This window comes from Oceanospirillum sediminis, from assembly GCF_014164585.1.
Classification (GTDB): Bacteria; Pseudomonadota; Gammaproteobacteria; order Pseudomonadales; family Halomonadaceae; genus Oceanospirillum; species Oceanospirillum sediminis.
The window spans coordinates 119,469-132,607 of sequence record NZ_JACJFM010000003.1 but is presented as its reverse complement, the minus strand read 5'-3'; the positions used below and the strand labels follow the sequence as shown (position 1 = coordinate 132,607).

At 48.7% G+C, this 13,139-nt stretch carries 14 protein-coding genes; 2 read left to right on the top strand and 12 right to left on the bottom strand.

All coding sequences use genetic code 11. The features are described 5' to 3' along the window. Position 1: 1 nt before the first annotated feature. The 8 genes from H4O21_RS03575 to ccmA all read right to left on the bottom strand — a co-directional run bounded on the left by H4O21_RS03575 (position 2) and on the right by ccmA (position 5,955). Positions 2-493: a cytochrome c-type biogenesis protein gene (locus tag H4O21_RS03575; protein WP_182807474.1), complete on the bottom strand. Its 492-nt coding sequence runs from the start codon at positions 491-493 to the stop codon at positions 2-4. After that, positions 484-1,014, bottom strand: coding sequence for a DsbE family thiol:disulfide interchange protein (locus tag H4O21_RS03570; protein WP_182807473.1), 531 nt, complete (start codon positions 1,012-1,014; stop codon positions 484-486). Before H4O21_RS03570 ends, H4O21_RS03575 begins: the two co-directional genes overlap by 10 nt. Continuing rightward, entirely contained in the window at positions 1,011-2,996 is a 1,986-nt protein-coding gene (locus H4O21_RS03565) for a heme lyase CcmF/NrfE family subunit (protein ID WP_182807563.1), read from the bottom strand. Before H4O21_RS03565 ends, H4O21_RS03570 begins: the two co-directional genes overlap by 4 nt. A gap of 84 nt (positions 2,997-3,080) precedes the next feature. Next, entirely contained in the window at positions 3,081-3,527 is a 447-nt protein-coding gene (gene ccmE / locus H4O21_RS03560) for a cytochrome c maturation protein CcmE (RefSeq protein WP_182807472.1), read from the bottom strand. Beyond that, complete coding sequence (ccmD, locus tag H4O21_RS03555; protein WP_182807471.1) at positions 3,524-3,703, bottom strand: heme exporter protein CcmD; 180 nt, start codon at positions 3,701-3,703, stop codon at positions 3,524-3,526. Before ccmD ends, ccmE begins: the two co-directional genes overlap by 4 nt. Continuing rightward, a complete protein-coding gene (locus H4O21_RS03550; protein ID WP_255487117.1) occupies positions 3,703-4,419 on the bottom strand; it encodes a heme ABC transporter permease in 717 nt (238 codons plus the stop codon). Before H4O21_RS03550 ends, ccmD begins: the two co-directional genes overlap by 1 nt. Before the next feature lie 116 nt (positions 4,420-4,535). Next, positions 4,536-5,237 (bottom strand): heme exporter protein CcmB, encoded by a 702-nt coding sequence (gene ccmB / locus H4O21_RS03545; RefSeq protein ID WP_182807469.1) that lies wholly within the window; start codon positions 5,235-5,237, stop codon positions 4,536-4,538. Further along, positions 5,230-5,955, bottom strand: a complete 726-nt coding sequence (gene ccmA, locus H4O21_RS03540; protein WP_182807468.1) for a cytochrome c biogenesis heme-transporting ATPase CcmA — start codon at positions 5,953-5,955, stop codon at positions 5,230-5,232. Before ccmA ends, ccmB begins: the two co-directional genes overlap by 8 nt. A gap of 122 nt (positions 5,956-6,077) precedes the next feature. Between ccmA and fliK the strand changes: the two genes are divergently transcribed. Next, positions 6,078-9,683, top strand: coding sequence for a flagellar hook-length control protein FliK (fliK, locus tag H4O21_RS03535; protein WP_182807467.1), 3,606 nt, complete (start codon positions 6,078-6,080; stop codon positions 9,681-9,683). Further along, positions 9,680-10,003 (top strand): EscU/YscU/HrcU family type III secretion system export apparatus switch protein, encoded by a 324-nt coding sequence (locus H4O21_RS03530; RefSeq protein ID WP_182807466.1) that lies wholly within the window; start codon positions 9,680-9,682, stop codon positions 10,001-10,003. Before fliK ends, H4O21_RS03530 begins: the two co-directional genes overlap by 4 nt. Before the next feature lie 131 nt (positions 10,004-10,134). On the opposite strand, the gene H4O21_RS03525 is transcribed toward H4O21_RS03530, so the two are convergent. The 4 genes from H4O21_RS03525 to H4O21_RS03510 form a co-directional block, all read right to left on the bottom strand. After that, positions 10,135-10,584 carry a DUF2802 domain-containing protein gene (locus tag H4O21_RS03525; RefSeq protein ID WP_182807465.1) on the bottom strand — a complete coding sequence of 150 codons (450 nt, stop codon included), beginning with the start codon at positions 10,582-10,584 and terminating at the stop codon, positions 10,135-10,137. Between the two features lie 27 nt (positions 10,585-10,611). After that, the gene (locus H4O21_RS03520; protein ID WP_182807464.1) at positions 10,612-11,100 is read right to left on the bottom strand and encodes a chemotaxis protein CheW; all 489 of its coding nucleotides are present in this window, start codon (positions 11,098-11,100) and stop codon (positions 10,612-10,614) included. Positions 11,101-11,173: 73 nt separating this feature from the next. Further along, positions 11,174-12,301 carry a chemotaxis protein CheW gene (locus tag H4O21_RS03515; protein WP_182807463.1) on the bottom strand — a complete coding sequence of 376 codons (1,128 nt, stop codon included), beginning with the start codon at positions 12,299-12,301 and terminating at the stop codon, positions 11,174-11,176. A gap of 5 nt (positions 12,302-12,306) precedes the next feature. After that, positions 12,307-13,116, bottom strand: a complete 810-nt coding sequence (locus H4O21_RS03510; protein ID WP_182807462.1) for a ParA family protein — start codon at positions 13,114-13,116, stop codon at positions 12,307-12,309. Positions 13,117-13,139 lie beyond the last annotated feature (23 nt).

The following is a 13,139-nucleotide window of genomic DNA, read 5'->3' as shown; positions in this document are numbered from 1 at the left end:
ATCAGTTTCGCTTATCTTTCAGCAGATTATTCAGACGCTCACGATCAGCCTCAGAGATATCTGATTCCTGTTTACCTGTACTGTTTTTGCGACCTCTTAACAGCAGGATCACAACAATAGCACCAATCACGACCAACACAGCCGGGCCATACCATAACAGGTAAGTCAGTGAATTCACCGGAGGTTCATACAACACAAAGTTACCGTAACGGGCGACCATGAAATCGATAATCTGATCGTCCGGATAACCTTCGTGCAGTAAGCGGTGAACCTGTTTTCGCAAATCGGCTGCAATGGGTGCATCCGAATCAATAATGTTCTGATTCTGGCACTTCGGGCAACGAAGAATAAAAGCCAGGTGCTGATAACGCTCTCTGAGTCCTTCATCTCTGAACTCCATTGCTTCAATGGTTGCCTGAGCCAGAGAAGCAAACAGCACCAGGGTGATGGCCAGCAGTGATTGCCGCCAGTGAACCAGTGGATTTATCGCCATTTGTTCACCTCCGGCAGTAACTCATTCAGCCAGATATTGCGATCAATCACCCCTACAAAGCGATAGCGAATAATACCGTCTTTATCCAGGATGTAAGTTTCAGGTGCACCATAGACTCCAAGATCCAGCCCGACACGACCATCAGCGTCAAACAAACTGAACTGGTACGGGTCCAGGTATTCATCCAGCCAGCGAATCGCTTCCGGACGAGTATCCTTATAATTTAATCCGAAAACAGGAATACCTGTCTCTTTAGCAATACGTACCAGCTCCGGGTGCTCCTGTCGGCAGGACACACACCAGGTTGCCCAGACATTTACCAGAGATACCTGACCTTTCAGAGCGTCCTGAGTCATCTGAGCGTTCTTATCCTGTACGGTACTCAGTGTAAATTCAGGGAAAGGCTTACCTATCAGTGCAGAGGGCAATTCCCTGGGGTCAAGTTTCAGTCCCTGCCAGAGAAACAGGCCCAGTACCAGAGCGACAATCAGAGGAATAAACAGGATTAAACGACGTTTCATGCGGAAGCTCCTGCCAGTTGTTTATCTTTTTTCGTCTGAGAATTACGGGCAACCATACGACGGTATCGCTTATCCATTGCAGCAAGCAATCCGCCCAGAGTCATTACGACGCCCCCGATCCATAACCAGCGTACATAAGGTTTATGCTGAACCCTGATTGCCCAGGCACCATCCCCCAGAGGTTCACCCATCGCCACATAGATATCCCGGAAAATACCCCAGTCAATAGCGGCTTCAGTCATCACCTGATTGCGTGCGGTATAGCGGCGTTTCTGCGGATGTAACTCTGTAATCAGAGAATCACCTTTCCAGACCTTAATAACGCTCTCTTCTGCAGTCCAGTTAGGGCCTTCAGCATGACGGATATCAGTCATTTCATAGCGGTAAGCTCCCACTTCAACAACACTACCCACTTCCATACGGATATCCTGGGCTTCATTGTAGTTCGACACCATAGCCATACCGACCACTGTGATGGCTCCGCCAATATGTCCCAGTACCATACCCCAGTAACTGCGCCCCAGCCCTTTCAGACTTTTTACGCTCCAGCCTTTATGCTTCAGCTTGTCCGTCATGTCTCTGAGCTGAGTCAGGGTAATCCATAACGCCAGCATAATGCCGACAAAGACATAACCATTCCACTCACCATTCCAGATAAAAGGCAGAGCCGCGCCAACAACCACACTGATAATACCGGCTAGCCAGACACGCTGTTTCAGCACATCCACACTAATATCTTTCCAGCGGGAAACCGCACCAAGCCCCATAAAGATACCCAGCAAACTCATCAAAGGTACGAACAGAGCATTAAAGTACGGAGGTCCAACTGAAATTTTTCCCAAGCCTAAGGCATCCAGCAGCAGAGGATACAGGGTCCCCAGAAGAACCGTTGCCATCACCACAACCAGCAGGATGTTATTGATCAGTAATAAAGCCTCCCTGGAACGCCAGGTAAAACCAACTTTCGCTTTAATCTCAGGCGCTCGCAAGGCATACAGCACAAAAGAGCCACCAATACAGATTGCCAGCATAGCCAGAATGTAATAGCCACGCTCAGGATCCGTTGCAAAAGCATGTACCGACGTCAGTACGCCAGAACGTACCAGGAAAGTACCCAACAAGCTCAGCGAGAAAGCAAAGATTGCCAGCAATACAGTCCAGTTTTTAAACACACCTCGTTTTTCTGTCACTGACAAAGAATGCATCAGCGCCGTACCGACTAACCAGGGCATGAAAGACGCATTCTCAACCGGGTCCCAGAACCACCAGCCGCCCCAGCCCAGTTCGTAATAGGCCCACCAGCTACCCAGAGCAATACCCAGAGTCAGAAAAGCCCAGGCAACACTGGTCCACGGACGAGACCAGCGCGCCCAGGCTGTATCCAGCCGTCCACTGATCAAAGCTGCAATCGCAAAGGCAAAAGCAACAGAAAAACCGACATACCCCATATACAGCATTGGCGGGTGAACAATCAGACCAAAATCCTGCAACAGAGGGTTCAGGTCAGCCCCTTCTGGCGGAATCTGAGGTAACAGACGCTCAAACGGATTTGACGTTAACAGAACAAAAGAGATAAAACTGATACTGATCAGGCCCAGCACAGACAAGACCCGGGCCAGCATATCTTCCGGCAGGCTCTTACTGAACAGGCTTACAGCCATCGTCCAGGCCGATAAAATCCAGACCCAGAGCAATAAAGAACCTTCATGCCCTCCCCATACCGCGCTGATTTTGTAAGGTGTCGGTAGCGCCGTATTAGAATGATTCGCAACATAGGCCACCGAAAAGTCATCGGCAATGAACGCGTAAGTCAGAATCAGAAATGACAATGTGGTGAAGAAGAATTGTCCCCAGACCATCGATGGTCCAAAGCTCATCCAGCTGGTCATTTTCAGCTGGGCTCCCAGCATTGGAACAATGGCCTGAATAAAAGACATCACCAACGCGAGAATCAGCGCATAATGCCCCAGTTCAGGGATCATGAGTTCGGTCATATCAACCTCGGCAGATCAGATAACACAACACAGCCCGAAGGCTGTGCTGATATGGAAATAACGCGGTGTCTGTTATTGCTGAGCGGTTGCCTGATGGCCACTGGCTTTCAGTGCCTCTTCAACCTCTGGCGGCATGTAGTTTTCATCATGCTTAGCCAGTACCTCAGATGCCTGAAAAATTCCCTCAGCATCCATAGCCCCCATAGTGACAATACCCTGACCTTCACGGAACAGGTCAGGCAGAATACCTGTGTATTGCACTACCACTTCATGCTTATAATCCGTTACAGCAAACTGAACCATCAGACTGTCAGTCGCCCGCTTAATACTGCCGTCAACAACCATGCCTCCGGCACGGATACGTTGCCCGACAGGAGCTTCGCCTTCAGCAATCTGAGTCGGCGTATAAAACAGATTAATGTTCTCTGACAACGCATACAGTACAAGGCCAACAGCAATTCCGACGGCAACCACCATAGAACTGAGCAGAATAAGTTTCTTTTTACGTTTCGGGTTCATGGTGTCTGCTGCTCCCGACGCATCTTACGCGCCTGTTCCTTGACTAACTGACGCTTGTGCATCACAGGTAAAACAAAATTAATGACTAACAGCACTGTTGTCAGGCCGTATGCCATCCAGACATACAGGCCATGCCCCCCCATGCTGATAAAATCGGCAAAAGAATCAAAATGCATCACTGACTACTCAATAAACCCTGAACCCACTGTGTACGCTTCTCCCGCTCCAGAATTTCATTGCGGGTACGCATCATCAGCACTGTGGCAAAGAAGCAATAAAAGCCAATCACCATCACCAGCAATGGCATCCACATTTCCATGGGCATCGCCGGTTTTTCAGTCAGCGTAAAGGTTGCTGGCTGATGCAGAGTGTTCCACCACTCCACGGAATATTTAATAATTGGGATATTAACAACACCGACCAGTGACAAAATAGCACTGGCTCTGGCAGCTGATTGCTTACTGTCAAATGCAGACTGCAAAGCAATCACACCAAAATACAGAAACAGCAGAATCAGCATAGATGTCAGTCGGGCATCCCAGACCCACCAGGCTCCCCATGTCGGTTTACCCCATACAGCCCCGGTGAATAAAGCAATAAATGTCATGGTGGCACCAATTGGCGCACAGGATTTCGCCACCATATCAGCCACTTTCATTTTCCAGATTAATCCTATACCGCCAGCAATGGCCATAGTAAAGAAAATCGACTGAGCCAGAATTGCCGCTGGCACATGGATATAAATGATGCGGAAGCTATTGCCCTGCTGGTAATCCTGAGGGGCAAAAAACAACCCCCAGACAGTACCAACCAGTAAGCAAAGAGCAGCAATACCACCAAACCAGGGAATCCAGCGCCCAGTGATATCGTAAAACCACTTAGGAGAGCCCATCCGGTGGAACCAGGTTCTAAACGTCTCAAACATCATTATCTACCAGAATTCTCATTTTCATATTTGGCCAGATCATTGTCAGTCAGGAGTATTTCATCAGACTGTTAATGACGCCATCAGCCATTCAGGCTAATTTTAAGCGCTGCACCAGCCGCCAGAGGAGCCATCACAAGGGCAATGAGAAACATCGCCCCCAGTATCGCCAGATGCCCACCTACAGCCATTCCATTACTCGTTGCCATTACAGCCCCTGTTCCAAAAATCAGGATCGGGATATACAGAGGCAGAATCAGCAGCGTCAGGAGCACTCCTGTCTTGCGCAAACCGACGGTCAACGCTGCACCAATCGCTCCAATCAGACTCAGGGTTGGCGTTCCCAGTAACAGGGTAATAAACAGGGTGCCAAAGCCTTCGTCAGGCAGAAACATCATAACAGCCAGTAGAGGTGCCAGCAGAGTCAGGGGCAACCCTGTCACCAGCCAGTGCACAAGCACTTTCGACAGCACCAGAATAAACAGCGGATGAGGGCTAATCACCAGCTGTTCCAGTGAACCATCGGCCATATCCTGCTGAAACAGGCTATCCAGTGATAACAGGGTCGCAAGCAAAGCACAGACCCACAGTACACCAGCGGCAATATTTGATAAAAACTCTGGCTCCGGGCTTATACCCAAAGGAAATAGCGTCACGGCAATAGAAAAAAACAACAGCGGATTGACAATGTCCGAACGGCGACGGAACACCAGTAACAGGTCTCTTTTCAGTGTTCCGGTAAACGCCCGCCAGGTACTGATCTGACCAACAGATGAATCAGTCATGTTCACCTCTCTGATCAACAGTAAAGGGATCTTGCTCAGTCACCTGTTCAGTATTCAACTGACTGTCTTTTTCATGAAAACTTTCTTTTTGTTGCCTGCTCTGACCCAGAGTTATCACTTTAAGTTCCGCAGGTAATGAAAGATTATGATGAGTCGTCAGAATCACGCCCCCTCCCTGCCGGGCATGATCTGCCAGAAGCTGTTCAATTTCTTTCACTCCACCCTGATCGATAGCAGTGAAGGGCTCATCCAGAATCCAGAGCGGCGCCGGGTGAAGAAAAAGTCGGGCAAGAGCAACCCTGCGATGTTGTCCGGCAGATAATGTGTAGCAGGGGACATCTTCATATCCGGTCAACTTTACCCTGGCCAGTGCATAATGAATCTGCTCTGCACTTGCCGGGCGGTAAAGAGCCTGGTACCAACGGAGATTCTCTTCAGGTGTCAGATTCAGTTTTATACCTGGATGATGACCTATGTATAGCAGATTTTCCCGGAATCGCTCCGGATCCTCCAGCACAGGCTGACCCTTAAAACAGATTTCACCCTCATAATCAGGCAAAAGACCAGCCAGCATTCGCAGCAGGGTTGTCTTGCCTGTACCATTGGGACCCGCGATTTGCAGTACATCACCACAACTCAACGAAAAACTCAGCTCACTGAACAACAAACGGTCATCCCGTTCACAGGCCAGGTTTTGCCCGGAAAGCAGCTCTTGCACAGATATAACCTTTTTGACGAACCTGCCGATATCTACATAATCAAAAGAGTGCGCACTTTACTACGATTCCTAATTTTGCGCCACAGACCTGCATCAAGGTCTTACGTAGCGAAAAGGCTGATATGTTAGAACCAGTAAACAAAACTCGTCAGGAACAGACTTCATCAGGGCAAAACGCTCCGGCCAGAAACACATCAGGCCAGGCAACCAGCCCATCTCAGGCACAGGGCGATAATCAGGCTGCTCGTCAGACTACTGCTGTACCAACACAGCCTCAGACTGCCAATACAAGTCAGGCTGCAGTTTCTCCTGCATCAACACAAACAACGCCTACTACAGCTAATACAGCCCAGACATCAATCCAGGGTCCAGCTCAGGTAAAAGCGGGTAATCATACACAACCTGCAGCCCAGGTACAGTTAAGCACATCTCCGAACGGCCCAGCCCGAACCACAGTTGAAGGGAGTACAGGCCTGGTTCGTGGGCAATCAGCTCTGGGAATCGTATTAACGGAAACCAGTCCAAATCAACCCGCTCAGACAGCACAGTCTGGTGGACAACAGGCCGCACAACCTCAGACCAGTCAGAGCGCTAATCCAACGCAGACTCAGGGACAACCGGTGCAAAGCCAGCCTGCCCAGGGACAAAGTACCGGGCAACCAACCCAACCGGCTCAGACTCAAACCGGACAGGTACAGCAAACACAGACTGTACAACAGTCAGCACCGACATCTCAGCCGACGCAAACCACACAACAGCCAGTACCAGCATCTCAGCCGACTCAGACAACACAGACCGGTGGACAACAGGTCGCACAACCTCAGCCCAGCCAGAGCGCTAATCCAACGCAGCCTCAGGGACAACCGGTGCAAAGTCAGCCTGCCCAGGGACAAAGTACCGGGCAAACCGCCCAACCCGCTCAGACTCAAACCGGACAGGTACAGCAAACACAAACTGTACAACAGTCAGCACCGGCATCTCAGCTGACTCAGACAACACAGACCGGTGGACAACAGGCCGCACAACCTCAGACCAGCCAGGGCGCTAATCCAAAGCAGACTCAGGGACAACCGGTGCAAAGTCAGCCTGCCCAGGGACAAAGTACCGGGCAAACCGCCCAACCCGCTCAGACTCAAACCGGACAGGCACAGCAAACACAAACTGTACAACAGTCAGCACCGGCATCTCAGACAACGCAAACCGTCCAACCAGCTCAGACTCAAACCGGACAGGTAAAGCAAACACAGACTTTACAACAGTCAGCACCGGCACCTCAGCCGACGCAAACCACACAACAGCCAGTACCAGCATCTCAGCCGACTCAGACAACACAGACCGGTGGACAACAGGTCGCACAACCTCAGCCCAGCCAGAGTGCTAATCCAACGCAGCCTCAGGGACAACCGGTGCAAAGTCAGCCTGCCCAGGGACAAAGTACCGGGCAAACCGCCCAACCCGCTCAGACTCAAACCGGACAGGCACAGCAAACACAGACTTTACAACAGTCAGCACCGGCATCTCAGCCGACTCAGACAACACAGACCGGCGGACAACAGGCCGCACAACCTCAGCCCAGCCAGAGTGCTAATCCAACGCAGCCTCAGGGACAACCGGTGCAAAGCCAGCCTGCCCAGGGACAAAGTACCGGGCAACCAACCCAATCGGCTCAGACTCAAACCGGACAGGTACAACAAACACAGACTGTACAACAGTCAGCACCGACATCTCAGCCGACGCAAACCACACAACAGCCAGTACCAGCATCTCAGCCGACTCAGACAACACAGACCGGTGGACAACAGGTCGCACAACCTCAGCCCAGCCAGAGCGCTAATCCAACGCAGCCTCAGGGACAACCGGTGCAAAGTCAGCCTGCCCAGGGACAAAGTACCGGGCAACCAACCCAACCGGCTCAGACTCAAACCGGACAGGTACAGCAAACACAGACGTTACAGCAGTCAGCACCGGCATCTCAGCCGACTCAGACAACACAGACCGGTGGACAACAGGCCGCACAACCTCAGCCCAGCCAGAGTGCTAATCCAACGCAGCCTCAGGGACAACCGGTGCAAAGTCAGCCTGCCCAGGGACAAAGTACCGGGCAAACCGCCCAACCCGCTCAGACTCAAACCGGACAGGCACAGCAAACACAGACTGTACAACAGCCAGTACCGGCATCTCAGCCGACGCAAACCACACAACAGCCAGTACCAGCATCTCAGCCGACTCAGACAACACAGACCGGTGGACAACAGGCCGCACAACCTCAGCCCAGCCAGGGCGCTAATCCAACGCAGCCTCAGGGACAACCGGTGCAAAGTCAGCCTGCCCAGGGACAAAGTACCGGGCAAACCGCCCAACCCGCTCAGACTCAAACCGGACAGGTACAGCAAACACAATCAGCAGCAAGCCAGCAGCAACAGGTGACAAGTAAAGCCCAGATATATATTCCAGACACAGGCAGAACGGTGGTTATTCCTCAACTAAAACCTCTGGCTGCAGGCTCTCAGCTGGTAATAAAACAAGGGGTGGGACAACAGATTGATATCGTGAAAGCTCAATTGCCCGATACCCCTGTAAGGCCAATATCAAACTCCTCTGGACAAAGTATTTCTTTACCTCTTGGCCAGATGAGGCCAGCAACAGCAGGCAATATCCTGCTACCTCCTTCTGCAGGATCTACAGCTCCCTCATCCCAGACACAGATTCAAGTCAGCCAGCAGACAAACTCTACAACCAATCAGCAAACTGATCTTCCTGTAAAAACAGCTGATGCAATTACCTCTGCTCGTACGGACAATAAAAACGAGGCGATTCAGAACAAGGTACAAATGGCTCTCAGAGAGTCTTTACCTATTCAGAGGCCAATGGGAGAAACTCTGACCAAAGTGCAGAACCAGCTGCCTCAGCTTGGGCCTGTTCAGCAGCTATCAGCAGACGTTCGACAAGCAATAGAAACAATTAGTAAACATCCTCTGAATATTCCTGTAAAAGGGTCACCATCAGGTCAGGAGGTCAGAAGTAACATTCAGAGAAGCGGGGTGTTTTATGAAGCTATTGTTTTACAGGCACTACAAACAGCTATAACGACAGGTAATCAACCAATACAGGCCATCGGTTCAGATGATCTGAAAGGTGCCTTTGCTCAGCTATTCCGCCATATGGCCAGACTTGGTAAAGGAACATCAGATCGGGATGAACGAACAAACAGGCAAAAAAATGATGGAGCCGGAGATGGCACAAAGCTATTTCAGCAAAACCAGTTAAGCCGGGCGCTGCTGGAAGGAATGGCCAGGATTCGAAGCAATCAATTACAAAGCAGTCAGGCAGGGAAAGGAGCTGAGATTGCTCCTTCTCTGCAAACAGATATTACTGTGAACTTTAACCAGCAACTATCTGAAGTTAAAATAAATGCAGAGCAAGAAGTCTGGCCTGAAGATCAACAGCCTGAACCCGGCTGCGAATACCAAAAGCGCTGGATCATTAACCTTACTTTCAACCCTCCTCTTCTTGGAAAAATGCATGCCCGGCTGATATATCAGAATGAGCAGCTCAGCAGCAGAATATGGGTTGAACAAGATGAAAGCCTGCCGGTTGTCAGCCAGAACATCAGAGATCTGAGAGAAAGGTTATCTTCTCTGGGTATAGTAGTAGAAGAAACACGCTGTCTGACAGGGAAACCTGACCATACTAATCATTCAGATTCATTACTTGATATGAAAGCATGAAAAAAAATAATAAATCAGCCATTGCCCTGAAGTATGACAAGAGTCGCCATAGTGCCCCTCAGGTTACTGCCAAAGGAGATGACCTGATAGCGGAAGAAATTCTCAGGCTCGCAGAAGAATTTGATGTACCTATTTATGAAGACCCTGAACTTACGATGGCCTTAGCTCAGGTTGAACTGGGTGATGAAATTCCTGAAACGCTTTATCTGGCTATTGCTGAAGTCATTGCGTTTGTCTACCAACTGGAAAACAAAAAATCCAATAAAGTGACTCCTGACCAGGCATCCCGAAAAGCCCGCTTAAAAAAGCACTACTCATGACAAATATCTGTTTAGCCTGATGTTCATCAAACAAAAGAGTTCTTCAACTATTTTTAACCTGGAATGATAATGCTCTGAAAATAAAAACGGCACTAATATAGTACCGTTATCATTCTTTCTGGATGATAGAATCAGATATGTGCAGCATTCTGCCTGCCTGAGCTATAACCTTTCCTCTTGCTGCCAGAATGCACCAGAGAAATCAAGTCAGCCTCTACCCGAGCCAGTCCACAATTCTCTACAAGGTCATCTGAACTTGCGCCCATTTCGACTAACCTGATGGCATAAGTATAAGGCAAGCTACCAGAATCCTTCTGTTCAAGTTCAACTTGTTTCTCTACTGTCAGATTCAGTTTCTTCTCAACTTCCTGTAGTCTCTGACCAATACCTATAGAGCCACTGCCCATCGCATGAGTTTCATTTCGTAAAGCCTGAACCAGAGCCTCTGTTTCTTGTTTACTTTCCACCAACTGCTGTCTGAGCTCATTAATTTGTTTCTTTGAACCAGAAACTGAAACCAGAGCAATTATGGCCAGTAAAACAGGAACCAGAATCAGAATATAGATAAGTAAATCCTGCATAAAAAAGTGCTCTCTGTATGCAACCTGTTATAAAGCTGCAACCTCAGCCCACTCTTCATCAGACATCAGCTTATTCAGTTCAACCAGAATAAGTAACTGATCATTCTTATTACAAACACCCTGGATAAACTTAGCGCTTTCCTCATTACCCACATTTGGTGTAGTTTCTATTTCTGACTCTCTCAGATAAACCACTTCAGAAACAGAATCAACCAGAATGCCTACCACCTGTTTCTCAACTTCAATAATAACGATGCGAGTTGAATCAGTGGTATCTGCATTCATAAGACCAAAGCGCTGACGGGTATCTATGACGGTGACAACATTACCACGCAGGTTAATAATGCCCAGAACATAGGCTGGCGCACCTGGAACTGGCGCAATTTCAGTGTAACGCAGTACTTCCTGAACCTGCATAACATTAATGCCATAGGTTTCATCAGCCAGACGAAAAGTCACATACTGCAAAATCGGATCTTCAGACCCTGCATTTTTAGCTTGAACAACATTAGCCATGCGAATGCTCCGTTATAATCGAAAACCTTGCAAAGACAAGATAACCTTAAGTTTAAATCTTTCTCAAACCTGCTTATTCTTCATCCATATCAAGGGACTGAAGATCCACAGGGACTTTATCACTATCAAGCAGCCTGGCGAAAGCTGCTACATCAATCAATGCACACATATGGCCAACAACAGTACCAGCAAGCCATGGGCGTCTGCCCAGACTTGTTCGCCATTTTACCTCATCCGGATCAAGAGAAATTGCCTCAGCAACCTCATCACAAGCCAGACCCCATTCGCTATTGTGAATATGAATAGCAAAACGATAATCCGTGCTGTGCGTACCATTGATATACTCGGGCATAACCCATTGGGCTGTATCGACCATACCAATATTCATCTGGTTATTGCGCATAATGCCCAGAAACCAGCTGGGTTGTCCGAATAAAGGTGTCAGATCCTTCTCTCTTTTATGTATCCCCCCCAGCTCAGCCAGAGGTACTGCAAGAGTTAATCCTTTTACTTTAAACAATAAGCACTCAAACCGCTCCTGAGCCCATACAGGTTTACCATTTGCCCAGCCAGAGTTCTCTGTAAGCTCTGTTTCTGTTTCTGTTTCTGTTTCTGTTTCTGTTTCTGTTTCTGTTTCTGTTTCTGTTTCTTCAATACTATCCGCAATATCTTCTGTAACGCCGTAATCTTCCAGAGAGATATCGTCTTCCAGCTCATCTTCAACGATAATTTCAGGTTCTGCCTGAACATCGGATATGGAAATATCTTCAACCTGAACTTCATCGCTGATCTGAATATCAGGCTCATGAGTGATTTCCTCTTCAGCAATCTGAAGATCAGGCATAATAACAGCAGCATCTTCTTTAAATGCTAACGGCGCTTCTGCATTACTTTCATGAGTCGCAGCCTGAGTCTGTACTTCAGGAGAATAATCAGCTGAAGCAAAACCTGATAATTCCCTGACAGAACCAGAAGGAGAAAAGACGCGTCCGGTATCCTCTGGTTCAGCTTCCCAGCCAGAAGCATCAGCAAGATCAGGCTTTACATCAATTACCGTGTCAGACTCAGTACTATCAGCACCTGAGTCGGATTGCAGCCCTTCAGGCTCCTCGTAATCAGCTACATCCTGTAGCAGAGCTTCAAGATACCCTTCAATAGCTTCCTGAGGTGATGAAAAGTCATTACTGCTGTGAGATGCCATAACGATTACCGCTCCCCGGATATTTTATCTCTCTGGCGATGATCCGCCTGCTTTTCCAGCAAATGTTTCAACAAAACACTATACGCATGCACCCCTCTGCTTTGCGAATCAAGCATCGATGGCGGCATACCAGCCATACTGGCATCCCTGAATTTCGTATCCACCGGAATCATAGAGTTCCAGATATTCTCCGGATATGAGTTCCTCAACAATCGTAAACTCTGTACCGAAGCCTGAGTTCTTCGATCATATAAAGTTGGCACCACGGTGTAGGGCAATTCATTTTTGCGAGCCTTAGTGACCATACGCAAGGTCCGCATCATACGTTCCAGGCCTTTAATCGCCAGAAACTCAGTCTGTACAGGCACAATCAAATGCTCCGCTGAAGCCAGAGCATTAATCATCAAAAGCCCCAGCACAGGAGGACTATCAATCAATACATAATCAAATCTGTTCCACAATAAAGCCAGAGCCCGTGAAATCACCAACCCCATACCACCCTGAGCGCTAACCTGACGCTCCAATGTTGCCAGAGCAGTTGAAGCAGGGATCAGCTTTAACCGATCATGCCCCGTGTCCATTAGCAGACTCTGGGGTAAGTCCTCTGGAATATTTTTTCCTTGCTGAAAAAGATCATAGGCACTTTTCTGCAAACCATCAGGATCATATTTAAAATAACTGGTTAACGAACCATGTGGATCCAGATCCAGCAGCAGGACCTGATGACCTCTGTCGGCCAGAAGACCGCCCAGAGTCACCGTAGAGGTGGTCTTACCTACACCACCTTTTTGGTTAGCCACAGCCCATACATGCATGAATGATTCCTTAAAAATACCAG